Origin of the sequence: Lysinibacillus mangiferihumi, assembly GCF_003049665.1 — a bacterium.
GTDB lineage: Bacteria > Bacillota > Bacilli > Bacillales_A > Planococcaceae > Lysinibacillus > Lysinibacillus mangiferihumi.
Window position 1 is genome coordinate 14,961 of record NZ_PYWM01000026.1, and the last position, 26,210, is coordinate 41,170.

Below are 26,210 nucleotides of genomic sequence, written 5' to 3' on the forward strand. Positions count from 1 at the left end.
TGACGACTTAAGGGCTTACCCGATTTAAACTTACTTCCCTACTAAGTATAAAAAGCAAAGGCATTGAGTTGAAACTGATTTGCACCTTCTATTAGTAGATGTCGGCTACCAATGGAAGTACAAAACGAAACGATGAAAGCAAAATTTAAAATGAGCCCGGTACAATACCGAACTCATTTTACTCAAGCTGTCTAATGAAATAACCGTAGAGGTCATTTCATTAAAAGTGCTGATACCTTTTGTTATGAACAATGCTTATTTTTTCTTTAAATCCATGACAATAATTTCTGGTAGATTAAAAATTCGATATGGTACACTACTATTTCCTAGACCTCGGCTAACGACCATTTTGGTGCGTTCTTCCTCGTATAAACCAGCAGTGAACTTAGGAAACAGTCCCTGTCCTGGCGCCACAAGTCCTCCCATGCCAGGAATCCGCACTTGCCCACCATGTGCATGTCCCGAGAATACCAAATCTATTCCTTGATTTACATACGTACTAAACACTTCTGGTCGATGCGCCAGCAATAACTTTAGCATATCTTCTGGAACATACGCTGTCGCCAACTCTAGCATTTCTTCTGTCGATCTACCCATTAACGGATCTTCAATACCAAGAATCGCCAAGCGCTCCCCGTCGCGCTCTAGCACGGTCGATTCATTAGCCATCACATGTACACCTAACGATGAAAGCGCCTCATAAATTTCATTAACCTTATTCGACGCCACTTCATGGTTTCCTAGTACATAATATACATCCGCTAATTCAACTAGTCCTTTAACTGCCTGTAGACTTTGTTTTAAATCGTAACGATTGCTATCAATCACATCACCCGTGATAAAAATATAGTCAGGATTCGTATCCTTAACCTTAGCAATCAGTTTTTGCTGATTGTTACCAAAGCGGGCATCATGTAAATCCGATACTTGTACAATGCGTAGCCCATCAAAGCTGGCAGGCACCTTTTCTGATTCGAATACATGTTCACTAACGACTAGCCAGTGATTGTTTACGTACAAAAAAATGACTATAAAAAGAATAAAAAAGATACCATATAATAATTTTTTCAATCGCAATCGCTCACTTTGCGGCTACTTTTTTTCAGAATAAAACTCTGACTACTCTATTATAAGCAAAAACCAAAGTGATTGTAAGTATATGCACTTTAATAATATAAAATGCACAAAAGTACTATCTTCATATTCCTTCATTCTTTAGCATATGGCATCCAAAATCCATACTACTTTTTAGATTGAGATTCTCGTTGCGCCATCATTATTACTAGAATACAATTAAAAGCGCATTTAGTTCTCTTCTTTAAAAGAGCTAGATGCGCTTCACTATTTATAACACTTTTTCTAAAAAATCTTTTGCACGTTGTGTAGAAGGAGATGTGAAAAATTCTTCTGGAGGTGCATCCTCTATTAGCTTTCCACCATCAAGGAATAAAATACGATCCGCTACTTCTCGAGCGAAGCCCATTTCATGGGTAACAATTAACATCGTCATCCCTGAATCTGCTAAGTTTTTCATAACTGCCAATACTTCTTTAACCATCTCTGGGTCCAGTGCTGAAGTCGGCTCATCAAACAGTATCACTTTTGGGTCCATTGCTAGTGCTCTGGCAATTGCCACGCGTTGTTTTTGACCACCTGAAAGGCGGCTTGGATACTCATTACGTTTTTCAAAAAGCCCTACTTTTGTTAGTAAATCTTCAGCTACTTTGATCGCTACGGTCTTATCCATTCCCTTTACATTGATAGGTGCATACGTTAAATTTTCTAATACGGTTTTATGTGGGAAAAGGTGAAAATGTTGAAATACCATACCTACTTCTTCCCGTATTTTCATAATATTTGTCCCTTTATCTGTCAGGACATCGCCAGCAATTGTTATTTTCCCACTCGTCGGTTCTTCTAGTAAATTTAAGCAGCGTAGGAATGTAGACTTACCAGAACCTGAAGGCCCAATAATAGCAATTACTTCTTTTTCTTTTATTTCAGTTGAAATACCTTTCAATACTTCATTTTGCCCATATGATTTGTGTAAATCTTCAATTTTAATCACTTTTTCTCATTCCTTTCTCGATTCGTTTACCAAGGAACGTTAAGACAAGCGTCATAATATAGTAGATTACCCCTGCAAATAATAATGGTTCAAGATATCGATATGTTGAACCCCCTACAATATAGGCACGGCGCATAATATCAAGGGCACTAATGACTGTTACAACTGCTGTTTCTTTGTTTAATGTAATAAATTCATTTACTAAAGAAGGTAAAATATTTTTCACTGCTTGTGGAATAATAATATCCTTCATCATTTTTGAATACGGAATACCTAGTGCTTGAGCTGCTTCCATTTGACCTTTATCAACGGCATTAATACCCGCACGAATAATTTCTGAAATATAAGCTCCAGAGTTTAAGCCAAACGCAATAATTGCAGTTGGAATTGGCTGAATTTGAATGTCTAGTAGCTGTGGAACAGCGTAGTAAATAATTAATAATTGTAATACAAGTGGCGTCCCGCGGAAAATTGACGTGTAAAAGTCCGCTAACCAGCGTAGCATTTTTACTTTCCCAATTTTACATAATGCTAGTAATATACCAACAATAAACCCAATGAGAGAAGCACCGATTGCTATTTGAAGTGTAACACCTATTCCTTTTAAAATATAAGGAATAGAGGGAATGATTGCTGAGAAATCTAAATTCACAGCGTACCCTCCTTTCTCGTTTCCTTTTAGTGAAATGGACAAGCGATAGCCCTAAATAGGGCTATCGCATATCGATACTATTATTCAGCTTTTTCTAACCATTTTTCTTCAAGCTGTTGAATTTTGCCTTCATCTGCTAATTCTTTTAATGCTTTGTTAATTTTATCTTTTAAATCGCTACCTTTTTGAACAGCGATTGCTTTATAGTCTTCTGGCTGTTCTTCTACTGGGAATGCGGCTAATTTATCGTTTGTTTTCAGATAACCTTTCGCTACGCCACCTTCTAGAATTGCTGCGTCTAAGCGTTTAGACATCATATCTTGGATGATTTCAGGAATACGTGTGCGTCCTTCAACTGATACATCTACTTTTTTAGCAATGGCATTACCTAAATTTTCTTGAATAGAAGCTGTTTGTACGCCGACTTTTTTACCAGCTAAGTCCGCTTCTTTTTTAATGCCACTATCTTTTTTAACGATGATAACTTGTTCTGTTTGATTGTATTTATCTGAGAAATCTACTACTTTTTCTCGTTCTTCATTTGGTGTCATACCAGAAATAACAACATCTACTTTACCTGCTTGTAAAGCTGGCACAAGGCTGTTAAAGTCCATATCTTGAACTTGCATTTCTACACCTAATTTTTCACCAACTAATTTAATTAAATCGATATCGAAACCAATGATTTCTTCACCTTTAGCAGCGTCTACATATTCAAATGGTGCATAGTCTGCTGATGTACCTACTTTTAATACTTGTTTGTTTTCTGTATCTGAGCTTGAATTTGTTGCTTTATCTTCTTTAGTGCCACATGCTGCAAGTAAACCGATTACTAAGACAAGCATAAGCATGAAAAATTTGTTCTTCATCTTTTATATCTCCTTTTGATGTTTTTTATTGTCTATGAGATAGGAATGTCTCGAAAATAGTCGATTGGATATTTATTCATATAGCAGAATAAAAAATCTATCTGCTAATTAAGATATACTCTTTCAAAATATTTTTCAAGCTATACATGAAATTTTTTAGCAAAATATTTTACACAGAATTTTCTAATAAATCAATGTTTTTTATTTTTCAGTCAGTATATTTTTAAATTGCTCCTTTATAGGTGATACTATATATTTTCCTTCTTCTAATTTTTTATTCCTGTCGTTAAGTAAATACCCTATATTTCCTTTAATATAAACAACCCATGTAGCAGGCCAAATAAAAAAGCAAGGTATTGACGTTTTAAACGCCTTATACCTCGCCTTGCAACGATAGCAAATTTTTGCTTTCGCTATTCTTTTTCTGGAAATAGCTTTGATTTTAATTCATCTTCACCAGAACCTTCCGCTAATGGAACACGAGATCGATAGGCGGCACGACATATTAAATGCCCTGCTACTGGTGCTGTGACAAATACAAAGAGAATACCTAATATTAGTCGAACACTTACATACCCGTCATGTATCCAGAAATAAATAAAAGCTCCTAACAAACAGGTTAGTACTGACAACGTTGAGCTTTTTGTTGCAGCATGTGAACGCGTATAGACATCTGGCAAACGAATCATCCCAAACGCACTAATAACACTAACGATAGAACCAACAAGTATAAGGATGACTGCCGTCCACTCAATCATTTGATTTACGCTCAACAATCACACCTCTTTCAATATATTTTGTAAAAGCAATTGTACCGATAAACGCCAATATACCTAAAATTAAAATCGCCTCTAAATACGCTTTGGTTTTTAAGACAATCGATACAATGGCAATCGCCGAAAGTAGATTAATACCAATTGTATCAAGCGCTATTGCTCGATCCGGCATGGATGGACCTTTAATGACACGATATAGAGACAATGCAATTGACACACTAAATAACGCTAGTGCTAAAAGTAAAATTTTTTCAACCATTAGCGTGTCACCTCCATAATTGCTTCTTCAAATTTTCCAATGGAGCGAATAACGGCATCTTTAGATTGTTCTATATCCATAGCATGGATATAGAACATATCTCCCTCCTCCGAGACCTCCATCACTACTGAACCAGGTGTGAGCGTTAGCAAGAGTGCAAGAGCTGTAATTTCCCAATCTCCGTTCAGCTTTGTTTTATACGTAAAAATGCCAGGCGTAATATTTAACTTTGGTGTTGTGATTTGTTTTAGGACATTATAGCTTGAAAGTAATAGCTCCCAATTAAATAGCCATAGTAGTTTAATAATAGAGAAAACGCGGCGCAAATAAAATTGGGTTCCATAAAACCGATGCATCACATACAAAATCCCAATACCGACGACAAACCCCATTAAAAAGGTGGAAAACTGTGGCGTGATTTCGTCCTGTAGCAATAACCATAAGGTAGCGATAAATAAATTTAATATAAACTGCATAGCCATTACTTATTCACCTCACCTTGCCATTTTTCTCCATTTAACACTGCATCAATATAAATAGAGGGTGTATGAAGCGTTTCTGCCGCATCCTTCACATATGGCGCCATTGACTCGGCTCCTATACCTAAAGCAATTGTGCAAATAGAAAGTAATGTTAAAGGCAATACGATTCGCTTTGGAAGTGGTTTTTCATCTTCAATACTGAGGATCGTTTCGCCAAAAAAGGACGATAGAAAAATGCGCAGTAACGAATAGAGAACAATTAAGCTAGAGAGAAATCCTAGCCCTAGTAGGACAAAATTTCCTCCCTCAATCGCGCCTTGTCCTATTAAAACCTTGCCTAAAAATCCACTTAAAGGTGGAATTCCTGCAATTGAACACATCATAATAAAGAACAGCCATCCAAAAAAGGGATAATTTCGAATAAGTCCACTCATATTATCGATAAGTGTTTCACCTGTTACATATATCATCATCCCTACCGCTAAAAACAACATGGCCTTGACCACCATATCATGCATTAAATAATACGTTACACCTTGCAGTGCTGACTCTGTTCCGATAGCTAGTCCAGCAACAATAAAGCCAACACCAATTAGGATATTATATGAAGCGATTGTCCTCACATCTCTTCCAGCAAGGGCACCCATGCAACCAGCAAGTATTGTTAGCCCAGCCATAATACCGAGAGTTGTGTGGGTTACCTCACTATTCGTTGTAAATAGTAATGTAAATGTACGAACAAGGGCATAAATACCAACTTTAGTTAAAAGTGCGGCGAAGAGTGCAGCTATAGCGGTTGGAGGTACTCTATAAGAACCTGGCAACCAAAAGAATAGAAGTAATCCTGCTTTCAGGCTAAAAACAATTAGAAACACCAGTCCAACTGTAGTAATAAGTGGATCAGCTCCAGCTTCCATAACCCGCAATGAAATATGAGCCATATTTAATGTTCCGATCGTTCCATATAAAAATGCTAACGCTACTAAAAAAATCCATGAAGCTACAATATTAATAAGTACATATTTTAACGCCTCTCGTAGTTGGACTTTCCCTCCACCTAAGCTAATAAGGGCATAAGAGGCAAGCAACATCACTTCGAAGCACACAAACAGATTAAAAATATCTCCCGTTAAAAATGAACCATTTACACCTGCTACCATTAAGAGAACAAAAGGATAGAAATACATTTTTTCATAGTGTTCTCCAATTGTAAAAAAGGCGTAAACTACACAAATTGCTGCGACAATATTCGCTACGAAAACAAGTAATACTGCAAAAGAGTCTGCAACAAATAGAATGCCGAATGGCGGTATCCAACCACTAAAATCAATGCGCATTACACCTTGCTGCTGAACTTCTAACAAAAGGACAACGCTAATGAATATAACAAAGCCCAAAGTACACAAGCTCAAAATGCGTTGAATCATTATATTTTGTCTTAAAAACACAAGTAAAATAGCCGTTATTACCGGCACGATTAATGGTAAAACGATTATATTACTCATCAGACGTACCTCTCAATTCATCAAATTCCCCAGTGCCATTTGTTTTATAAGCACGATAGCCGAGAACAAGCACAAATGCTGTCACTGCAAAGCTAATGACGATAGCTGTTAAAATCAATGCTTGTGGAAGTGCATCTGTATAAGGACCTGCTGATTCCCCAATAAGTGGCACATCCCCTTTTTTAAGGCCACCCATCGTTAAAATCAGTAAATGTGCAGCATGTGAAAGGACTGCTGTCCCTAAAATGACACGCAATAATTGTTTAGAGAGGATAAGGTACGTCGCGACAGCAACTAATACACCAACTAATAATAGTATTAAAGACTCCATTGGCTATTCATCCTCACTTATACTTAAAATTATGGTTACAACAACGCCAACGACAGTTAGTGCCACGCCAGCCTCAAAAATAGTGACGGTCGAGAAGCCCATTTTCCCGAAAACCGGTACATTGACATATTCATACGTCTGCGTTAAAAATGGCACATCAAAGAAAAGCGAACCGATGGCTGTCCCTGTCGCAAGTAATACGCCCAGTGCAGCAACCTTTTTGAAATCAAACGGCATTCCTTTATGAACTGTTTCAATGTCATAAGCTAAATACAGTAGTACTATTGCAGAAGCAAGCACAAGACCGCCGATAAAGCCCCCACCAGGAGCGTGGTGGCCCGCAAAGAATAAATACACACCAAGCGTTAAAATTATAAATACAATCGCCTTAGTAATCGTTCGTAAAATAACATCATTAATTTTCATGGTCTGCCTCCTCTTTTCGTGGCTTTAGCTTAGTTAATGTGTACACACCTAAGCCAGCTATTAAAAGAACGACAACCTCTAACATCGTATCAAATGCACGAAAATCTCCTAAAATTGTGTTAACGATGTTTGAACCGCCTGCTAAATCATAAGCATCATTAAAATACAGTGCTACCGTTTCAAAACGGTCATAATGTACAACAGCCAAGCCGACTAATGTCACCGTAGCCCCTGCAAAAATAGCAATAATAGCATTTGCCCACTTCACTCTCATGCGTGAGTTTTCAGGCAATAAATCCGGTAAATATTTAAAACATAGCAGGAACAATGCTGTAGTCACGGACTCAACAACTAGTTGTGTCAGCGCTAAATCAGGTGCGCGAAATATAACGAAAAAGAAGGCAATCGAATAACCGAGAACTCCATTTAAAAGCATCGCTGTAATTCGTCCTTTGGCAAAAACCATCCAGATCGCAGCAAACATCATGACAAACACTAAAACTAACTCATAGGATTCAACAGGTGAATCCTTTGCAAATTCAAATACCATGGCATCAGACCAAATAAAGTATCCTGCAATCAGTGCAACAAAAAATACATAGATATAGACAAAGTAATGAGTTAAATTGCCAGACATATAGCGGTTCGTAAGCTTCATTGAACCTTTTTCACTAAAATTAATAAGGTGATTATAATAGCTATTGAATGTAAAATTTTGCGAAAAAACTCGGTATAGTGGCTTCCAGCTTTTTAATGTTTTAAATAATACAAAGCCAATAATGATTACACCAAGGGTCATTAATAATTCTGTATTCACACCATGCCATGCAGAAATATGAGGTGTTAACTCGCTAACCGTTGGAAAAGTTGGATATATACTAGCCATCGCAGGCTGTAAGATATAATGTCCTAGAACATTTGGAAAGAAGAAAATAGTCACTACTAATAAACAAAGTACTATTGGCGAAATTAGCATCCCAATGGGTGCCTCGTGTGGTTTTTTGTCCAACTTGTACGGCTGTAGCTTTCCAAAAAAAGTATGGCCAATTAAAATCATGCTGTATACAAACGTAAAAATACTTGCAACCCATGCTACAACGGGGAACAATATGCCCCAAGTATCGATGGAAAAGACCTCAACCTCACGAATAGCCAAAACCGCGGCAAAGAACATCTCCTTACTTAAGAAGCCATTAAACGGTGGTAATCCTGCCATCGAAAAACCACCTATTACTGCAATCGTAAATGTCACAGGCATCAATGCCATTAAACCACCAAGGCGTCGAATATCGCGCGTACCAACTTCATGATCGACAATACCGACCATCATAAATAACGCCCCTTTAAACGTGGAGTGATTAATAAGATGGAACAATGCCGCAAAGCTTGCCTGTGTGTATATAATGGAACTTTCTGCATAGCCAAAATAATGTCCCACAGAGCCCAAGCCAAATAAACTCATAATCAACCCAAGCTGGCTAACTGTTGAAAAGGCAAGTAACGCCTTTAAGTCTGTTTGACGAACAGCATTGAACGAGCCCCAAAATAATGTTACAAGGCCAATTCCACTTACTAACCAGAACCAAACTGGCTCACCACCAAATACTGGGGAGAAACGCGCAACTATATAAATTCCAGCCTTCACCATCGTAGCTGAGTGGAGATAAGCACTAACTGGAGTTGGTGCCTCCATCGCATCAGGCAACCAAATATGAAATGGAAATTGAGCTGATTTAGTAAAAGCACCTACTAAAATTAACAATAAGGCAGGAACAAACAATGTGTGCTCGCGTATCATCTCAACGTTCGATACAATGTCACGAATACTAAATGTGCCAGATGCTACATATAGCATTAGAAAACCTGCGAGCATGGAAAGACCACCGAAGACTGTGATTGTCATGGCTTTTCGTGCACCAGCACGTGAAGCTTTACGATGATGCCAGAAGGCGATTAACAAAAATGATGAGACGCTTGTTAATTCCCAAAACGTATATAGCACCATTAAATTATCTGAAAAGACGACGCCGAGCATAGCGCCCATGAATAGTAATAAGTAGCAGTAAAAATGATGAAGAGATTCTTTCGTTGATAAATAAAAAATTGAATATAAAATAACTAAACTACCTACACCTGTAATCAGCAATCCAAAAATGATACTGAGTCCATCGAGGTATGTCGTGAAGTTTATATTAAAAGAGGGAATCCACTCATATGTATCAATAAATGTTTTACCCTCGGCAATTTGAGGAATGTACCGTGCGAGTAAAATAAACAATATGATTGGAACGGATAAAACAAACCAGCCTAAATGTGCCATTCGCCTTAGTCGCCTATAAAGCAAGGGAATCAGCGCAGCACAAACAAATGGTAAAAGTATCGCAAAGAGAACTGTGACCAAATGAAAACCTCCTACAATCAAATTCGCCCAGCGAATTAGCATCTTCAATTTTGTATGTTTCTTAAGCACTGCATAATACAAGTCAGTTAGAGCATGAATAATGTATTAGCATAACTTTCTCATTACAAAAATTTGTGATATTCGCCGTTGTGCTTTTATTTACACAGCAAGCATTGAACAACCTGCGCATAAAGCAAAAGCGTGCTATATCTACCATTCTTTGAAGGAAGGTAGATTTTATACGAAAAAAGATGAACGAATATATCAGAATTCTTGTACATTTAGGTATTTTCTATACGCATGGCTGAGCATACGAGACATTTATCATGTCTAAAGTAACCGACAAAGCGTTTCAATGCATCAATACTTGACTATCCATTTAACTCACTGCATAATAATGTGGCATATGGAAGCTATTTATTTAAATGCATATCATGCATAAACAAAGTAGCCTTAGAACATGGACATTAGCCAAATTCCTTAAGGGTTTTCCGTATATCGTCCTTAACTTTTATTCATTTTTAAGTATACAATATAAATAAGCATAATGCACTGTAACAGCATTGATTTTAGCTGTTTTAGGATATTTTTTCATAATAAGCAGTACGAATAACAAAATAACAATAGGATAAAGAGGTGTATATTTTTAATGAAGCATGTAAAAGGGAGATTGGACGAAAGTATTTTAGTATGTGTCTATTATGGGCTTAACGGGGAACGCTTAATTCGTCGCGGTCATAAAATGGCCACGATGCTCGATTGCCCACTTTATATTCTTTCAGTCGATTCACAACCTCTTGATGCATTTGATGCAGAGAAATCTGGTTATATTGAACAGTGGAAAAACCTATCTGAAGAACTTGATGTTGAAAAATTTATTTTAGTAGATAATGAAAAACGCCCGATTCAAAAGGTTATTGCTGAAGTGGCTAAAAATTACGGTATTTCACAAATTATCGTAGGTCAAAGTGCACAAAGTCGTTGGGAGGAAATTACAAAGGGGTCTTTCCTAAATGTTCTGTTAAAGGAAGTTCCTTTTGTAGACTTTCACATTGTCGCTGTCCAACGACCAACTGAAGATGACGCCTACGATACATATGAAAAAGGGGTACGTGCTTATTTGATTAAAGAACAGGACAATTTCAAAGTAGCCTTTACCTGTCCAAAATATGTTTCAATTGAAGGTATTTTCTTTAAAGAAATTGGCACTGATTTTGACAATGGTATTTTTAAGTTCACGTACAATGATAAAATGCATGAAATCCATATTTCTGAAGGTCTAGTAATGGATAAAGAAAAATTGCCTCAAGAGTTTACATCTCCATTACGTCAATAGTAGGCTGTTATTTAAAAATTGCAGGGACAAAGATATTCCCCCTGTGTAATTTGGACAAACTAAAAAATTTTAACTAACCGCTGTAACAACAACGGCATAGCAAAAAAGTGTTAGATTGACTGCAATCAATCTAACACTTTTTCTCTTTTGCCCAACCTTGTATTTATAAAGCAGAAGCTGGTGTATCTTTAGGCAAGAAAAATGCCACTAATAATAACAACGGGAGTAATGAAACGACTAACATTGTAAAATCAATACCTTTATAATCCATTAAAACACCAATAACCATGGCACCAATTGCTCCCATACCAAATGCAAAGCCAGTTGTTAGCCCTGCCATTGTACCAATCTTAGTTGGTACGAGCTCTTGCGCATAGACAACCGTTACAGAGAAGCTAATCATAATTAATGTTCCGATAATGACTAAAAATATTGTTGCAGTCCATAGCGGTACATAAGGTAAAGCTAAACAGAATGGCATCGGCACGACAACTGACAGTAAAATAACATTTTTTCGTCCAATACGATCTGATAATGAACCCCCAAAAAAAGTACCAACGACGCCAAAAGCCATAAAAGTAAATATTAATATTTGTCCAAGACGCAGACTTACATCATAATGATCCATTAAATAGAAAACATAAAAACTTGTTATATTTGTTGTATAAAAGGATCTTGCAAAAATAATAGTAAATAATAATGTTAAAGCAATTCCCACCTGTTTCTTTGTTAATGGTGGTAAAGATGACACCAATGTTCGTTTTTTATTCGATAGACGTTCTTGCTCCAATTGTTTCTTATACCATTTAGCAATTTTACTCAATAAAAGAATCCCAAAAGTTGTGGCGATTAAGACGAATGCCGCTCCGCGTTGTCCAAAAATATCTAATATATATGCACTGATTAATGGTGCTAGCGCTTGTCCAGAATTTCCACCGACTTGATAAATCGATTGTGCAAGGCCTCGTTTAGAACCTGCTGCCATAAAAGATACGCGCGAACCTTCTGGATGAAATATAGCTGAGCCAAAACCTAAAAATAATACAGCTACAAGTATTACCCAATATTGCGCTGTGAAGGCTAAAATCGCGATACCTATAAACGAGCTAATCATTCCTATTGGTAAAGCATAGGGCATCGGTTTTTTATCACTGACATAGCCGACAACTGGTTGTAAGGCAGAGGCAAACATGTTTAATACGAATGAAATAAGCCCGATTTGTGTAAAGGTCAAACCGAGCTCACTCTTCAATATTGGAAACATCGCAGGGATGACAGCCTGCATTGTATCATTGATTAGATGGGCAATGGCAATAGCAATCATAATCGGAAATACCGGGTTGTTGTTAGAATGCACCATTTGTTTGTTCATGCTACCACCACACTTCCTTATCTATTTGATTCTTTAATTTAAACAGATTGTCGCATACAATTCCTCTTTTTGCACAAGCTATTCTTCGATAGTAGTTTAAGGAGTTGATTGTTACTATGGATGAATTTTTTCACGCTAATTTTTGGGAAATGATAATTAGAGCGTCCCTTTCCTTTTTTGCACTACTCATCGTTACACGAATACTTGGCAAAAAACAGCTAGGACAGCTTACATTTTTCCACTATACAACAGGTATTACTTTTGGATCCATTGCTGCAGAAATTGCAGCACATTCTGAGACACCCTTTTTAGAAGGGCTTATTGCATTAATTTGGTGGAGCGTTTTAACGTATCTTATGACCATTATTACTATTAAATCTAAAAAAGCGCGTGTGCTGATTGACGATAAGCCCACTATTGTTATTCAAAATGGGCTTATTTTAGAATCTGCACTAAAGAAAAATCGTTTACACATGGATGAGCTAACAATGATGTTACGTGAACAGGCTGTGTTTTCCGTTCAAGACGTCCAATATGCCATACTAGAAACTACTGGTAATTTAAGTGTATTATCTAAACCTACAGAGCAACCCGCTACAAAACAAGATGTGAAAGCGGATGTTACGCCGCCTACTTATTTGCCAACAGAAGTCATTTCCGATGGACAACTGATTAAAGCAAATATCGTCGAACTTGAATTGACCGAAGATTGGGTCATGAAAAAATTGAAAAAACAAAATGTCCAATCTTATGAAGATGTCTATTTCGCGCAAGTTCAAGCGAATGGCTCCTTATACATCAGTCTAAAAGATAAAGCGAGACGGTCAAGCCCTTAAGCTTGTTTCGTCTTGCCTATTCTACTTGCATTATATCCAATGGTGTAATAATACCAATCAGTTTTTGGTGTGTTTTGCCGTGCTCGGTAATTAACAACGCTTCAAAACGTCTTCCTCTCTCCACACCTTGCTTAAATATTTCCTCAGCCTCATAAATCGTTATGTATCTACTCACAAATTTGTAATTTACTCTATTTTTTTCGTGTAATAATATATCATGCAATGTAGGAACGTGCCTCGGTACATGATTGCCTCCCATGACAGATGCAAGCCAGTTAGTAATACCAACAGTCGTCACGAGACCTTTAAATTGCGTCTTATTGTAAACCGGAAATTGAGTGAATTTCCGACTGCGAATCACTTTTAATACATGCTTTAAAGAATCCTTTTCTTGAAAGACCAGCACCTTTTTTCGGAACATTTGTCCTACAAGTGTTGGTTTTGCCAGCGTAGCGTCCATATATTCAATGCGCTCTACGACATCTACATGCGGTTCTGCAATTACATATTCCATAGATGTACGATGGTGGACAATCGCATTCCGTAAATCTGCATAGGACCGTAAATCATCCTCATATTTACGCACCAATACATCCTTTTTCTTCGCCTGATCCACCAAACGGTAAAATGGCATAAAATCTTTTGCACCAATAATATCTCTTAGCCTATGGTCAATTCGATTAAATGCCGTTAGAAAGCGATCAGAATTTTGAGTAGTAACCAATCTTATCACCTACCATAGCAATATTTTATATTTTTCGAGTTATTTGACAAATATTGAGTTATAGCTACATTATATTCCTAAGTTATGGATATTCCAAGAAAAGTTCGTGCAATAAGTTTGGGTGCCAAGTTTGGGTGCCTGGCACTCACACAAATGTGAAAAATCTGAATTGCTCAGGTGCCTGGCACGTAAAAATCCACTTCGCTTTCCGCAGGCTCAAGGTAAGCCGCGAGAATCAAAGTGGATTGGGGTGTCAGGCACCCAAACAAATTTAAATATTCTGAATTATTTGGGTGCCTGGCACTATATTTTAGTCGATGATGCATTTTTCTTCATTGAAAAAACACCGATACTCATACATACACATATAAGAACAACTGTCATAACTAGGCTCCACCAATAATCAGACATCTCCATCGTGCCACGAATAAGCTGAACACCGTATAGTGGTAATTTCCAAGGTGATATAGTCCAAAACGTACCTACAAGTCCATCAATAATTTGACCAATAAAAATAATAATAAATGCAGCTGTTGCCGCAACAGTTGTTTTAAATGCAGCACTCATCATTAACGTTAATGCTAAGACAAATAAAACCCATATAAAATAAGTACCAATACTTGCCAAAAGCGTCCCAACTTCAAATGTTCCATACAGCACAACCGTATAGTACACACTTGCTGCAAACCCCGCCACTATACTGACAAAGCCAACTGCGCTAATCACAATAAACTTACTTATAAAAAAAGAACCAAATGAAATAGGTCGTACATACAATAAGGTTGCTGTTCCATTTGAACGCTCCTTACTAATAGCCCCTACAAAAGAAGCCATCAGCACCAGTAATCCAATTAATTGAAACTGACTAATTGTAGCAAGTAACAGATCGGCTGGTACTAATTCTGGCATCAACATTTCAAAACCTTCAGGCATATTGCCAACCGCCTCTAGTATATCCATCATATAATAGTTCGTTAGTGGTTCGCTCATACCTAAAAGTGCGAAAACAAGTGGAATCCATAAAAACTTTCTACTTCGCCACGCTTCTCTGAATTCCTTCTGAAGAAGTACGTTCATGCCACTCATACTCGTTTCGCCACCTTCATAAAAATTTCTTCGAGCGATGCTGTTTGACGTGCAACATTTCTCACTAAATACGGATAAGCAGTAAGGCTTTCAAGCAATTGCTGCATGCTTGGTTTATCTTCTTGAATGGCTACAGACACATAGCAACCATTGACTGTACATTTAAATGTAGATTGACTGACAAAATACTGCGCCTCTTCCACTGTACTAAACTCTACTACATAATTTGGCTCGTCATAACGTTGGCGTACCTCACGTAATGTCCCTTGTTCGACAAGTTTGCCATCACTCAAAAATAATAGTTGGTCCGTCATCTCTTCCGCATCATTTAAAATATGTGTGGAATATAAAATTGTCGTCTGTTGCTGTAAGCCTTTTAATAAATCAAGTACTTCCCTACGTCCAACAGGATCTAAAGCAGATACTGGTTCATCTAACAACAGTAGTTTAGGCTTATGGACAATTGCCTGGGAAATACCTAGCCGTTGTTTCATCCCACCGGAAAACGTTGCAATTTTTTTATGAAGATCATTTCCTAAGCCGACAAATTCTAATGTTTTTTGAGCTTCCTGCTTTGCCTTTTTAGCAGATACACCGCTTAACTTTGCAGCCATCTCCGTAAACTCTAATGCACTTAACCACGGCTGAAATTGTGGATATTGCGGTAAAAACCCAATATTTGCTCGTAAATCTCCCCCCACCATGTTTACACTACCGAAAGAGGGTCTTAATAAACCTGTTAACATGGATAAAGTTGTTGTCTTTCCTGCTCCATTTGGTCCGATTAACGCTGTAGAGGTATGCTCTTCTAAAACAAAATCAATGGCATCCACTACAGTTTTTTCCGCAAAACGCTTCGTCAACCCTGTTACCTGTAGTAATGTAGTCATGATTGTTTTCTCCCAACGATAAAATATGCTATTGGTCCAAGTAAATTAATAAATAATATTATCAATACCCATAAAATTTTCGGTCCATTCGTTGCATGAATTTTACTAAGATCAATTAATGCAACAATAACTAAAATAATTTGTACGCCGATTAGTGGCGCTATAATCGCCCAAGGGATATTTGCTAACTCCTCCATCATCCAAACCACCTCGCCTTTTGTTCTAATTCAACTATAACAATTTTGTTATAATATGTATAGAACAATTTTTATCTTGCTTATAAATTTTTCAATAAGCGCTAAATCAAGAAAGCGTGGATTTCAGTAGATGTCTCAAGTACGGCTAAGACGGCTCTGGCAGAACTATAACTTGTATATCTGACTTACCTACAAATTAGTCATACCGCAGTTACTTAAATTTATTAAAAATTATAAAAAGCCCACCATTTGAACATGGCAGGCCGCGTTTACATATAGATTTGTTTCGTAAGACGATAACATGTAGATGCTAAGGTTGATAGCACTACTTTTCATACAATTTCTTTAAAGCAGTAGCCATATTTGGGCGTATCGTTACTTGGGAACGAGCCTGTTTAACAGCTAACTCCGCTTCCTCCAAAGAATTGGCTAAGCCAAGTTCCATTAACACAGCCGTTGCCGCTACACCTGCTCGTCCACCCCCACTTCCACAATGGAAGTAAACCTTCTGTCCAGATTCATAGGCAGCGACTATTTTTTTCGCTACTGTGTCAATAGACTGAGCTACTTGTGCTTCTTCATCAGCGATAGGCAGATGGTTGTAGTTATAGTGTGCTGCTTGCTGTTCTAGTTCAGTTAATCCATTTACTCGAACATCAATGACAACGTCTACCTGCTCATTTGAAAAAGCAGCTTCAGCATCCTGTGCACCACCAAAAAATAATCGATCTTTCACTAACACATCATAGTTTTTTTCCATCCTATGCACGCTCCAAGCTGTTATTTCTCTAATAAATGTCCGATCTTATGAAGATAATTAAGTTGAACAGGTTCCGCCTTAATCGCTCGTTGTCTAAATACTTCTAGGAAAAACCAAGCTTTTTCATTACCTCCATTACTCGTTGTTTCAATGCTTCTAGGGAAAACCAATCTTCTTCGGTTTCATCAATTTCAACAACGCTAGATTGTACCCTCTCAATTGCTCGTTGTCTAAATACTTCTGGGGATACCCAATCTTCTTCTTCAAATTCATCAATTTGAGAAACTTCAATGCCTTCTAGGCCGTCTCCCCATGTAACTGTAGCTTTTACTTCCTCTAAAATTTCTATATATTGTTGATGTAATTCTTCTTTTTCTTGTTGACTTAACTCAGTTACAGGTGCTGTATCAATTTTTGTAATAAAGAATATAAAGGGGATACAAGCCAAGGCAAAAAGGATTGTGAACAATTTGTACGTTTTTAATCGACGTTTTTTTTCCATTCTATCCTACTCCTTATGATGTTCAGATGTCTCATAAAGAAATATTTTTTGATTTATGTTATGAAACTACACCAGTTGGACTGCAATAGAATTTTGTATTTAATGTATGATAAGTTGTTAAACCAACATACTTTAAACTTCCACCAATCGTAAATGCGTAAGTTGTGCCTCTATTAGTAATACGAGCGTCTATTCCTGTACGGGTAAAAAAACCTCTTGAAGGAATAGTGCGTAAATTAGAATAGCCAGTTAATACTTGGCGACCATCAGAAAGCTGTGTTGTAAAAGTCGCAAATATTGTTATATCAATAGGAGTTGATTCATGTAACACTCTAACCTTACGTGATGCAGAAGTAGTAGACAATAGCGTTATGTTATTTGCAAGAGCCGCAACAGGGTTAGCTTGTGTCGCCCCAATTGCTCGCCGTTCGAATATTTTTTCTGAAAACCTATCTTCTTCGAATTCATAAAAAGGAATTTCAGGAATTTCAATTTCAACAACGCTAGATTGTACCCTCTCAATTGCTCGTTGTCTAAATACTTCTGGGGAAACCCAATCTTCTTCTTCAAATTCATCAATTGGAGAAACTTCAATGCCTTCTAGGCCGTCTCCCCATGTAACTGTAGCTTTTACTTCCTCTAAAATTTCTATATATTGTTCATATAATTCTTCTTTTTCTTGTTCCTGTTGACTTAACTCAGCTGCCGATGCGGTACTATTATTTGTAATAAAGAGAATACAAGCGAAAATAAAAAGAACTGTGAACAATTTGTACGATTTAATCAATGACTTTTTTTCCATTTTATCCTTCTCCTTATCTTTCGGAATAATTAAATAATACACCATTAGCAAAAGGCAAGAGCAAAAGAGAAAATTTATTTATACATTTTAATCGACTATTTTCTGCTACTCTATCCCCCTTCGTAGTTTTTTGAATAATTAAATAATATATTATTTATTTAGGGGCAGTCTAGTAAAAATGACAGAAAATATAGTATTTTTTAAGCTATAATGTCAAAAAAGCTAAGTAAAAAACTACTTCATGGTCATGAACTTGCTTGCCGGCATTAAACAATCGTTTTTATTACGAGTCAACTTTATTGAAATGTATGGCCAATATGTTCACAATACAGACTTCGACCAGCAAATCCTGAATAGCATGGTAGAAGCTATTAAAACAAGACAGGATCGCCGTATCAATGTGATTGATGCATCTATGCGGAATCCTCATAATATGGGCAACTATAAGTCATATGGCCGCAATGCTCGCACGTTTGCTTTAGGTGTAGCAGAAGACATGGCTGACTTTTATAAACATGCCACCTTTGATCGCATCGCTCTTGGCGGTCTAAAGGGCTCCACTGTTTCAAACGAAGTCTTTGATGTACTTATGCTTAGTCCGCATATTACAATTCAAAAGACAAGTGAGCGTCTTCTCGAGAAGAAAGAAAAAGACATGATCAAAGAGACAGTCAAGTATCTTCGTCCAGGAGGATTTCTAATCTTAGCGTTGCCGCACTTCCGTTTTTATAAAGACATTTGCACGATTTTAGCAAAGGCTTATAAGAACATTCAGATCCGCAAATCAGCTGATCTAGACCGTGGCAAGTTTATATATATCTTAGCGGAGCGGAAGCTAAACAAAGAAGAGATGAAAGAGGTAGACAAAGATGTCTACAATCTTCTTCGTTCCGCTCACTCTAATCAAAAGTTCGATAACGTCATTGACGAGCCATTCAATGAAGTATATCTTCCAGATGGAGAACTTGATGTTAAGACATTCCGTGGCAGCATCTTAAATAAAGATGAGCTGGCTAATATCTTAAACTCTTCTCCATGTATGTCAGCCTTCTTAAAGGATCAAAGATATGCTTCAGAGAGTGATACAACTCGTGAGCCTTTGCTGCCGTTTACGACTGGCCAATTAGGTTTAGTATTGACTTCCGGTGCACTAGACGGAATCATCGACGAAGGCAATGGTCATTACCATGTCGTTAAAGGTCGTGTAGTAAAAGATAAACAATCCAACCGAGATGAAGACCGAGAAACAAATCAGATTACATTCACTGAGACTGTTGCGAACCGCGTTGAGATCACAGCAATCACAGCGGACGGGACAATCAAAAGGTTGGCTTAATGAATTTAGCGAAATACATCCCCGTCGTGAAGAAGAAGTTATGGTTCGGCCTGAGCTCTCCTTCTGTCGGTGATATTGCTTACGATACAAGTACGGAATCTTTATATATCTACAACGGATCCAGCTGGGTTCGTGTTAAAACAGAAGCCTAAGAAAAGGGGGATTAACCATGGAATTAAGACGTGTAACTGTCGACAATACAATCAAAGCAAATGCAAACATGGCCGCTTTCGATGGTGTGACGCACAAGCTAGTTTTCCTGTCGGTTTTAGGATATGACGCTGCTATCAAAAAGCTTGTCAAAGAAATAAACCGCAAGACAACTGTTTACGTGGAGCGCTTTGGAAACTACGGCACAGGTTATAAAGAATACGACGTGAAGCGTCATAAGGACCAGGCAACAGATTATGGCCATACCGTTATCTCAATCAAAGACCAAGTCGATGTGAGTGAGTCTGGAGTCGTATCTCTGCGCGGCTATGTCTACGCAGAATTAACAGCAGAAGAATTTAACTTGCGTGCAGCTACTCATGAGCGAGGCGAGATTCATGAAGATTTAATCAACTTGGTTCATGATAAGCTTAGTCAGCACATGCCGGTTGCCATAATTGAAGAGTGGAAGGACTATGTAGTTGAGCAAGTATTCCGCAATCGTCTAGTTGATGAGATCCGTGTCTTCAAAGACGAGAACGATAAACTTCGTGTATTTAAAGTTAGTATTGATTCAAATCAACTGTCTAACATCATTCAGAACGGATTACAGAGACGTGAAATCTCGATCATGGGAACAAACACTGTCTCTGAAGAAATGGCAGAAGTAACAGGAATGGACTCTTACTTGAATGCATTCTCTGTACCTACAGCGAATAAATTAGAGGACTTGTTTACGCCGAAGTTTATTCCTGGCCAAAGCGAGTACAATGAAAACATGCAAACATTCATTGACTATGCTGAATACAAAGGCATTTCTTTGTATGAGCCACAAAAGATTGTTGTTCAGTCAACATCTAACAACTTAGATAAAAATAACGTTAGCTTTATCATTGCAAGACCAGGTTCAGGTAAAACAATCATGGGAGCGGCTGCTGTTTATGCCAATGCCAAGAAGCCTAATACAACAAACATTGTATTGTGCCCGGGCCACTTAGTTGAGAAATGGGCAGCGGAGATTACAAAATACACTCCGCTATCAGAAGCCATTGTTGTAGATGACTTTGCTCACTTCAAGAGCTTAGAGCCTAAGATCAACGACAGACGCCGTCGCAAGCATTTGTTCTTGGTTATCTCTACTTCTACAGCAAAGACAACTTACGAGAAACGCCCAGCTGTTATTTGGTCTTCTGCTAAGAAATCTTACTGCTGTCCAAAGTGCGGTCAAAAGCTTCTCAAGAAAGAATTTGCAGGAACTGGCCGTAACCGCTATGAATACTATCGTGATTTAACAGAGCTAGACTTCACAAAGGAATACGCATTTAACCAAGTGTGTGACCGTGAAGTGCGCTACTGGAATAAAGAATCACGTCGTTGGGACACTCGTCCTTGTCACGAGCCATTATGGACTCCATTCATGAAGGAAGAGGGCGGCGACCGTTGGATTCGTCTTCCACGATCTCAAGGATGGATTGAGAAGATCCACATGAACAAATTGTTCGATGAGCTTGTTGTTCGTACTGATCTTGACCGTAATGAGTCTAGATTGTTGTCTGCTCTTTCTGAAGCGATTCAGACAGAAGAAGATGGTACAACAATCGTTCGTGCGCCACGTAAATATTCATTAGCGAATTACATTCGTCGTTTCTACAAAGGGAAGATTGACTACTTGCTTGCTGATGAGCTGCATCAATACAAAGGCGGTAACTCACAACAAGGTCAGGCATTCGGGGATCTTGTAAACTCCGCTCGTAAAATCATTGGCTTAACAGGTACTCTGTTAAATGGTTATGCTGATTCATTGTTCTACATCCTGTATCGTACGTATCCTCAGCTAATGAAGGCAGAAGGATTCGATTACAACGATGAAAAAGAATTTGCTCGCACATTCGGTGTTGTTCGAAGCATGAACCGCTTCAACATGAATGCAGCTGGAAACCCAACGACTCGTGTTGGTTCTGGCAGTGAGAAGTTCTTACCAGGTGTTTCTCCACTTGTATTTACGAAGTTCTTGCTAGAGAATGCTGTCTTCTTAAACTTAGAGGATATCTCTGATGACCTTCCGAACTATGAGGAGATTCTGATTGCTGTTGCAATGGACGAAGATTTACAACAAGCTTATGAGGAGCTTGAGCGTGAATTGCGTTCTAACATTGGATGGGGCTCAGGCGGATCTAAGATCATGGGATCCATGTTACAAGCATTGTCTGCTTACCCAGACATGCCTTATGATCAACCTGCAGTTATTCACCCAGACACAGGTCAGACAGTTGTTACGTTGAATGACCTTCCTGTTTTTGAGCGCACAAAAGAAACAGAGACTGTTCGTTTATGTCGTGAACGTGTAGCGGCCGGAGATAAAGTTTTACTTTACTATCACTGGACAAACCGCACGAATGTTGCAGAGCGCATGACAGAACTTCTAGAAGCAGCTGGTCTACGTGTAACTGTGTTGAGTTCTAATTCATCTTCTACGCGTGATCGTGAAGCATGGATTAAAGAACGCACGCCTGAGACAGATGTTTTAATCTGTAACCCAACTCTTGTTGAGACAGGATTGGATTTATTGGATTACACGTCTATCATTTTCTATCAAGTTGGTTATAACATCTTTACAATGCGACAAGCTTCTAAACGTTCTTATCGTCTGAACCAAACGAAAGACGTTAAGGTATACTTCGTGTATTACCAAGACACTGTTCAAGAACAAGCTCTATCTCTAATGGCAACGAAGCTTCAGGCTTCACAAGCGATTGAAGGAGACTTCTCTGAAGAAGGGCTTCATGCTATGAGTAACAATGAAGATCTGTTAACTCAAATTGCTAACTCTGTCGTGAAGAACATCAAGCACACTGTTGATATTGATGTCTTTGCCGGAACAAAAGAACGCACAATTCATACTGACTTAGATACAGAGAACATGCCGTTCGATACAATCTTCTCTGAGGTTCCAGATGCCAAACGTGAAGTTGTAGCAGAGTTTATAGACAATAAAGTTATTCGCATTGAGTTTAGAACGTACTCTTTGAAAGATTCTCTTGTGAATAAAACAAAGAAATGCAAAAAGAAAAAAATTGCTGCCCAAGTTACAGCAACTCAATCTAACACTAACAAACTAATGTTTATGCTCCGTAATAAGCAGACGCATATTGCAAATTTACTGTAATGTGTGTCTGTAATGAATAAAAAATCACAAGAAGATATCCTGAAAATAGATATCTTCTTGTGTAATAAAAATTATACTATACATCAAATATCGGAAATTTATTTACAGTCGATTTCAACAGTGTTACATTATGATTACTATTTAATATATAAAATTTTGTAATTTTAGTAAATTAAGAAAGGATAAATAGTTATGTTTTGTATTCATTGTGGAGAAAAAATTTCTGAAGAAGCATTGTTTTGCAGTAAGTGTGGAACTACAACCAACAAAAAAGAAGCACCGATCTTAACAGGTAAAGTTAATAGAAAATTCAAACTCGGTGTTTTTTATTCTATTTCTGCTTATGTTATGGGTGGAGCTTTAATTCCTATTTTTATATTTATTTTTTTAACATTTAAATTCCATGAATCAATTTACGGCATTTTGTTGTCTATGCCTGGAGTACTTTATGTTGTAGGTTATGGAGTAGCAGTTTTATTATTTTCTCATTTTTTTGCAACCACTACGATGTCAAAAATATTAGTAAAAATTACTTTTATAACTTATCTAATAGGAACTATTGTAGTAGCAATCAATATCCCTTTCTTCCTTTTTGCTGCAGTTTCTGTTGATTTTAATACGATTAGTGATATGAATCCAATATTCTCAGATGGAAAAAAAAGAATTGTTGCGCTCTTAATGATACTCCCTGTTTTATTTGTTATGGCTAGTTATTTATTGATAATTTTCTTATTATTAAAAAGATGGTTTAAAAAAGAAAAAGGAATTACTCTTAAAAAAGGTTTGCAATCCATTTTCAGGCCAAAATTTAATAAAATTAAATTCATTAATATTGTGAAAAATTTAAGATAAATATATCAAAAAGATTAGAGACTAGAGTATCTGGCATCTGGTCTTTTTATTTATTAAAAGAAATTAATACATAGCAATTGCAATGATTCTAAAGATCGTTCCGAGCTTCTCTGATACTGCATAGACGGTTGCCGAGAGTGCTCCCTTCGGGTTAGTTGAACAAAGTAGGAATTATTGGAACTTCATCTTAAGTTCTGGCGTCAATCGTCACCTTTGCTTTTTACAAAATACCAAAACATAAAAACCATCTATTAAATCAATATCAACATAATTTCATACTACTTATATTAGTTCTTCATTTCAAAACAAAAAGGAAGCAGATTAAATGATTAAAACACTGGAACCAATGACTAATCGTGTTTTCTTCGTACTCTTTGAAAGAAACATCTATGCGAATGTAAACGTAACTAATGACGGCTGGCATGTATGTAGCTTTCGATCTGAGGCGGAAACGCAAGAGGACTTCGTCAAGGAATGCGAGAAGTTCATGAAGACGAGCAAGTATAAGAGAGCCCTTGCATTGCAGAGGGGATATTGATGGGAGGTGAAGACATATTTACTCATATCTTGTATTGCCTTGGCTTTATGGCGCTTGGCGTATACACGACAGTTAAAACGCTTGTAATCTAATGACACTTCAGTCCTTGTCTTGTATAATCAAAGACAAGGTGGTGACGCAATGAATTTAATAGACCTTATGAAGTGCCGCTTTGTATTTGACCTATTGGAATCAGAGCTTTTTAAGCTTTCATACCACAAGAATTCTTTCCGTGCGGCATTCTCTAAAAGACCTGTTGATCTCGTTAAGGTACGCGCAACAGTTCGTAGTCTACAAGGCAACTCACTTAGGATAACTAATATTAAAGTCACGTCTAAAGATAAAAGCAAAACTATTATATCTTTCCATTCTGAATAATATTTTGTATCTTGGAAGTTAGTATGCGGAAAGGAAATACACAGCTTTAGCTGCTACGCTATTGTGTAAAAAACTATCTGTTACATAAAAAGAAAAGTACTTACGTTCCCATCCTGTTAGCTACTTGGACAATAGCATGTTCCTAAATAAACTACAAAAATAGTTTTGGCATATGTTAACTTAATAACTTTGTAAAAAAGAAAAAGATGTACCATAATCAGCACATCTTTTAATTAATTTTTATTTATATAGACCTACACCCACTGTAACTCTTATTTCTCTAATAAATGTTTGATATCTTCATAATACGGTAACGCAGTTAACGCACCTGGCTTTGTCGCTGCCATCGCACCTAAGCGATTACCAAAGCTCACACAACGAACTAGCTCCTCTTCCGTTGTTGGTAAACCGTTGTAATGGACATCGCGCAGAACGCCTGCCATAAATGCATCTCCCGCACCCGTAGTGTCCACTGGCACAACTTTCTCGGTCGGTACATGTATAACCTCACCGTTTAATACTGCATACGTGCCCTCTTCCCCTACAGTTACTAAAATAATCGGCACTAAATAACTGTTTAATTGTTCAATACCTTCTGCTAAAGTAGTCGTCTCTGTTAAGAAAAATAACTCATCATCCGTGACTTTTAAAATATCTACATTTTCAAAGAAAGAAGTAATGGTCTCACGACAAATTTCTTCACTGCTCCAACGCAAAGGTCGAATGTTGGCATCCATTGCGATAATAGCACCTTTTTCCTTTGCCATATCAACAGCAGCACTAGTCGTTGCAAGTGCAGTTGGATGGAACATTGTGCCTGAGCACACAATGAGAGCAGAAGCATGTTTAAAGGCCGCTTCATTTAATTGTGTTGCTTCCACCTGTAAATCGGGTGTCTCATCGACATAATCTTTGAAAATTCGCTCACATGCTTCTGTTAAATGTACGTATACACCACTTACACGTTTTGCAGGGTTAAATACCGCAAAATCGAGGTTCACGCCTTCTTGTGCAAGGCCATCTCGAACAAATTGTGAGCCTTCGTCATCTCCTGTAATCGTAATTAGCGCAGATGGAGCACCGATACGGCTAATGCCTGCAGCCACATTTACCGTTGCGCCACCCATATATTTAGTAAAAGATGTATTCGTTACATCATCAGCAATATAGTCAATAAAAGCATCTCCATAGACTAAAATATAATCCTTATCTTCCTTTGTCATTGTAGTCCCCCCGAAAGTCTATTCATTCTAGATTAACATGAAAGTTGAATTCCAATAAAGTTTTAAACTTTCGGAAAAATAATGAAAGACATACATCATTTACGCCAGCACAGCTTCTTTAGCTTAATTTGGCCATCCAAAGGAGGAAAACCCGCCCGTAAAGGCAACCAACGGCAGTGTTTTCTATATTTAATTTGAAACATTTTTCTGTTTTATTCTTCTAACGATTATATTTTTTTCCTTTCAGCAATGGCGGCATCGATGTATAGTTCGTAAGACGAGGAATCCCAGCG

At 37.5% G+C, this 26,210-nt stretch carries 25 protein-coding genes; 5 read left to right on the top strand and 20 right to left on the bottom strand.

All coding sequences use genetic code 11. From position 1 onward, the window contains the following. Positions 1 to 255: 255 nt before the first annotated feature. From C9J37_RS20510 to C9J37_RS20560, 11 genes are all read right to left on the bottom strand, one after another. Positions 256 to 1,071: a metallophosphoesterase gene (locus C9J37_RS20510; protein WP_107896877.1), complete on the bottom strand. Its 816-nt coding sequence runs from the start codon at positions 1,069 to 1,071 to the stop codon at positions 256 to 258. A 274-nt stretch (positions 1,072 to 1,345) separates the two neighbouring features. Next, positions 1,346 to 2,068: an amino acid ABC transporter ATP-binding protein gene (locus C9J37_RS20515; protein ID WP_107896878.1), complete on the bottom strand. Its 723-nt coding sequence runs from the start codon at positions 2,066 to 2,068 to the stop codon at positions 1,346 to 1,348. Then, positions 2,061 to 2,720 carry an amino acid ABC transporter permease gene (locus C9J37_RS20520; RefSeq protein ID WP_069508779.1) on the bottom strand — a complete coding sequence of 220 codons (660 nt, stop codon included), beginning with the start codon at positions 2,718 to 2,720 and terminating at the stop codon, positions 2,061 to 2,063. The genes C9J37_RS20515 and C9J37_RS20520 overlap by 8 nt, the downstream gene beginning before the upstream one ends. 80 nt (positions 2,721 to 2,800) lie before the next feature. Beyond that, on the bottom strand, positions 2,801 to 3,589 hold the full coding sequence (locus C9J37_RS20525; RefSeq protein ID WP_107896879.1) for a transporter substrate-binding domain-containing protein: 789 nt from the start codon (positions 3,587 to 3,589) through the stop codon (positions 2,801 to 2,803). Positions 3,590 to 4,002: 413 nt separating this feature from the next. Beyond that, positions 4,003 to 4,362 carry a Na+/H+ antiporter subunit G gene (locus C9J37_RS20530; protein ID WP_024360778.1) on the bottom strand — a complete coding sequence of 120 codons (360 nt, stop codon included), beginning with the start codon at positions 4,360 to 4,362 and terminating at the stop codon, positions 4,003 to 4,005. Then, complete coding sequence (locus tag C9J37_RS20535; protein WP_024360779.1) at positions 4,340 to 4,624, bottom strand: Na(+)/H(+) antiporter subunit F1; 285 nt, start codon at positions 4,622 to 4,624, stop codon at positions 4,340 to 4,342. Before C9J37_RS20535 ends, C9J37_RS20530 begins: the two co-directional genes overlap by 23 nt. Then, complete coding sequence (locus C9J37_RS20540; RefSeq protein WP_107896880.1) at positions 4,624 to 5,106, bottom strand: Na+/H+ antiporter subunit E; 483 nt, start codon at positions 5,104 to 5,106, stop codon at positions 4,624 to 4,626. The genes C9J37_RS20535 and C9J37_RS20540 overlap by 1 nt, the downstream gene beginning before the upstream one ends. Then, the gene (locus C9J37_RS20545; RefSeq protein ID WP_107896881.1) at positions 5,106 to 6,611 is read right to left on the bottom strand and encodes a Na+/H+ antiporter subunit D; all 1,506 of its coding nucleotides are present in this window, start codon (positions 6,609 to 6,611) and stop codon (positions 5,106 to 5,108) included. The genes C9J37_RS20540 and C9J37_RS20545 overlap by 1 nt, the downstream gene beginning before the upstream one ends. Beyond that, positions 6,604 to 6,942, bottom strand: a complete 339-nt coding sequence (locus C9J37_RS20550; RefSeq protein WP_024360782.1) for a Na(+)/H(+) antiporter subunit C — start codon at positions 6,940 to 6,942, stop codon at positions 6,604 to 6,606. Before C9J37_RS20550 ends, C9J37_RS20545 begins: the two co-directional genes overlap by 8 nt. A gap of 3 nt (positions 6,943 to 6,945) precedes the next feature. After that, positions 6,946 to 7,368, bottom strand: a complete 423-nt coding sequence (locus C9J37_RS20555) for a Na(+)/H(+) antiporter subunit B (protein WP_024360783.1) — start codon at positions 7,366 to 7,368, stop codon at positions 6,946 to 6,948. Beyond that, positions 7,358 to 9,769 (bottom strand): Na+/H+ antiporter subunit A, encoded by a 2,412-nt coding sequence (locus C9J37_RS20560; RefSeq protein WP_201262196.1) that lies wholly within the window; start codon positions 9,767 to 9,769, stop codon positions 7,358 to 7,360. The genes C9J37_RS20555 and C9J37_RS20560 overlap by 11 nt, the downstream gene beginning before the upstream one ends. 649 nt (positions 9,770 to 10,418) lie before the next feature. On the opposite strand from C9J37_RS20560, the gene C9J37_RS20565 reads away from it, so the two are divergent. After that, complete coding sequence (locus C9J37_RS20565) at positions 10,419 to 11,105, top strand: adenine nucleotide alpha hydrolase family protein (RefSeq protein WP_025218362.1); 687 nt, start codon at positions 10,419 to 10,421, stop codon at positions 11,103 to 11,105. A gap of 163 nt (positions 11,106 to 11,268) precedes the next feature. Here C9J37_RS20565 and C9J37_RS20570 read toward each other — a convergent pair whose 3' ends face one another. Then, entirely contained in the window at positions 11,269 to 12,477 is a 1,209-nt protein-coding gene (locus C9J37_RS20570) for an MFS transporter (RefSeq protein ID WP_107896882.1), read from the bottom strand. A 116-nt stretch (positions 12,478 to 12,593) separates the two neighbouring features. Between C9J37_RS20570 and C9J37_RS20575 the strand changes: the two genes are divergently transcribed. Further along, positions 12,594 to 13,313, top strand: coding sequence for a DUF421 domain-containing protein (locus C9J37_RS20575; protein WP_107896883.1), 720 nt, complete (start codon positions 12,594 to 12,596; stop codon positions 13,311 to 13,313). Between the two features lie 16 nt (positions 13,314 to 13,329). Here C9J37_RS20575 and C9J37_RS20580 read toward each other — a convergent pair whose 3' ends face one another. The 7 genes from C9J37_RS20580 to C9J37_RS20610 form a co-directional block, all read right to left on the bottom strand. Beyond that, on the bottom strand, positions 13,330 to 14,037 hold the full coding sequence (locus C9J37_RS20580) for a CBS domain-containing protein (RefSeq protein WP_107896884.1): 708 nt from the start codon (positions 14,035 to 14,037) through the stop codon (positions 13,330 to 13,332). 303 nt (positions 14,038 to 14,340) lie between these two features. After that, complete coding sequence (locus C9J37_RS20585; RefSeq protein WP_107896885.1) at positions 14,341 to 15,123, bottom strand: ABC transporter permease; 783 nt, start codon at positions 15,121 to 15,123, stop codon at positions 14,341 to 14,343. Then, on the bottom strand, positions 15,120 to 16,013 hold the full coding sequence (locus C9J37_RS20590; protein WP_107896886.1) for an ABC transporter ATP-binding protein: 894 nt from the start codon (positions 16,011 to 16,013) through the stop codon (positions 15,120 to 15,122). Before C9J37_RS20590 ends, C9J37_RS20585 begins: the two co-directional genes overlap by 4 nt. After that, positions 16,010 to 16,213: a PLDc N-terminal domain-containing protein gene (locus C9J37_RS20595; RefSeq protein WP_029747045.1), complete on the bottom strand. Its 204-nt coding sequence runs from the start codon at positions 16,211 to 16,213 to the stop codon at positions 16,010 to 16,012. The genes C9J37_RS20590 and C9J37_RS20595 overlap by 4 nt, the downstream gene beginning before the upstream one ends. Positions 16,214 to 16,535: 322 nt before the next feature. Then, positions 16,536 to 16,970, bottom strand: coding sequence for a protein-tyrosine phosphatase family protein (locus C9J37_RS20600; RefSeq protein WP_107896887.1), 435 nt, complete (start codon positions 16,968 to 16,970; stop codon positions 16,536 to 16,538). A 103-nt stretch (positions 16,971 to 17,073) separates the two neighbouring features. Beyond that, the gene (locus C9J37_RS20605) at positions 17,074 to 17,472 is read right to left on the bottom strand and encodes a hypothetical protein (protein WP_024360793.1); all 399 of its coding nucleotides are present in this window, start codon (positions 17,470 to 17,472) and stop codon (positions 17,074 to 17,076) included. Positions 17,473 to 17,530: 58 nt separating this feature from the next. After that, entirely contained in the window at positions 17,531 to 18,274 is a 744-nt protein-coding gene (locus C9J37_RS20610; protein ID WP_107896888.1) for a hypothetical protein, read from the bottom strand. Between the two features lie 241 nt (positions 18,275 to 18,515). On the opposite strand from C9J37_RS20610, the gene C9J37_RS20615 reads away from it, so the two are divergent. The 3 genes from C9J37_RS20615 (at position 18,516) to C9J37_RS20625 (ending at position 23,778) form a co-directional block, all read left to right on the top strand. After that, positions 18,516 to 19,610, top strand: a complete 1,095-nt coding sequence (locus C9J37_RS20615) for a DUF6094 domain-containing protein (protein ID WP_107896889.1) — start codon at positions 18,516 to 18,518, stop codon at positions 19,608 to 19,610. Between the two features lie 169 nt (positions 19,611 to 19,779). After that, a complete protein-coding gene (locus tag C9J37_RS20620) occupies positions 19,780 to 22,926 on the top strand; it encodes a DEAD/DEAH box helicase family protein (RefSeq protein ID WP_107896890.1) in 3,147 nt (1,048 codons plus the stop codon). Positions 22,927 to 23,118: 192 nt separating this feature from the next. Further along, the gene (locus tag C9J37_RS20625; protein WP_107896891.1) at positions 23,119 to 23,778 is read left to right on the top strand and encodes a zinc ribbon domain-containing protein; all 660 of its coding nucleotides are present in this window, start codon (positions 23,119 to 23,121) and stop codon (positions 23,776 to 23,778) included. A 1,188-nt stretch (positions 23,779 to 24,966) separates the two neighbouring features. Here the strand turns inward: C9J37_RS20625 and C9J37_RS20640 are convergent. Then, positions 24,967 to 25,917: a carbohydrate kinase family protein gene (locus C9J37_RS20640; RefSeq protein ID WP_069508752.1), complete on the bottom strand. Its 951-nt coding sequence runs from the start codon at positions 25,915 to 25,917 to the stop codon at positions 24,967 to 24,969. Positions 25,918 to 26,210 lie beyond the last annotated feature (293 nt).

Coding starts and splice junctions, on each gene's coding strand:
- C9J37_RS20525 (WP_107896879.1), bottom strand. CDS start 3,589: ATGAAGAACAAATTTTTCATGCTTATGCTTGTCTTAGTAATCGGTTTA.
- C9J37_RS20535 (WP_024360779.1), bottom strand. CDS start 4,624: ATGGTTGAAAAAATTTTACTTTTAGCACTAGCGTTATTTAGTGTGTCA.
- C9J37_RS20540 (WP_107896880.1), bottom strand. CDS start 5,106: ATGGCTATGCAGTTTATATTAAATTTATTTATCGCTACCTTATGGTTA.
- C9J37_RS20545 (WP_107896881.1), bottom strand. CDS start 6,611: ATGAGTAATATAATCGTTTTACCATTAATCGTGCCGGTAATAACGGCT.
- C9J37_RS20550 (WP_024360782.1), bottom strand. CDS start 6,942: ATGGAGTCTTTAATACTATTATTAGTTGGTGTATTAGTTGCTGTCGCG.
- C9J37_RS20555 (WP_024360783.1), bottom strand. CDS start 7,368: ATGAAAATTAATGATGTTATTTTACGAACGATTACTAAGGCGATTGTA.
- C9J37_RS20565 (WP_025218362.1), top strand. CDS start 10,419: ATGAAGCATGTAAAAGGGAGATTGGACGAAAGTATTTTAGTATGTGTC.
- C9J37_RS20570 (WP_107896882.1), bottom strand. CDS start 12,477: ATGAACAAACAAATGGTGCATTCTAACAACAACCCGGTATTTCCGATT.
- C9J37_RS20575 (WP_107896883.1), top strand. CDS start 12,594: ATGGATGAATTTTTTCACGCTAATTTTTGGGAAATGATAATTAGAGCG.
- C9J37_RS20585 (WP_107896885.1), bottom strand. CDS start 15,123: ATGAGTGGCATGAACGTACTTCTTCAGAAGGAATTCAGAGAAGCGTGG.
- C9J37_RS20590 (WP_107896886.1), bottom strand. CDS start 16,013: ATGACTACATTACTACAGGTAACAGGGTTGACGAAGCGTTTTGCGGAA.
- C9J37_RS20595 (WP_029747045.1), bottom strand. CDS start 16,213: ATGATGGAGGAGTTAGCAAATATCCCTTGGGCGATTATAGCGCCACTA.
- C9J37_RS20600 (WP_107896887.1), bottom strand. CDS start 16,970: ATGGAAAAAAACTATGATGTGTTAGTGAAAGATCGATTATTTTTTGGT.
- C9J37_RS20605 (WP_024360793.1), bottom strand. CDS start 17,472: ATGGAAAAAAAACGTCGATTAAAAACGTACAAATTGTTCACAATCCTT.
- C9J37_RS20610 (WP_107896888.1), bottom strand. CDS start 18,274: ATGGAAAAAAAGTCATTGATTAAATCGTACAAATTGTTCACAGTTCTT.
- C9J37_RS20615 (WP_107896889.1), top strand. CDS start 18,516: ATGGTCATGAACTTGCTTGCCGGCATTAAACAATCGTTTTTATTACGA.
- C9J37_RS20620 (WP_107896890.1), top strand. CDS start 19,780: ATGGAATTAAGACGTGTAACTGTCGACAATACAATCAAAGCAAATGCA.
- C9J37_RS20625 (WP_107896891.1), top strand. CDS start 23,119: ATGTTTTGTATTCATTGTGGAGAAAAAATTTCTGAAGAAGCATTGTTT.
- C9J37_RS20640 (WP_069508752.1), bottom strand. CDS start 25,917: ATGACAAAGGAAGATAAGGATTATATTTTAGTCTATGGAGATGCTTTT.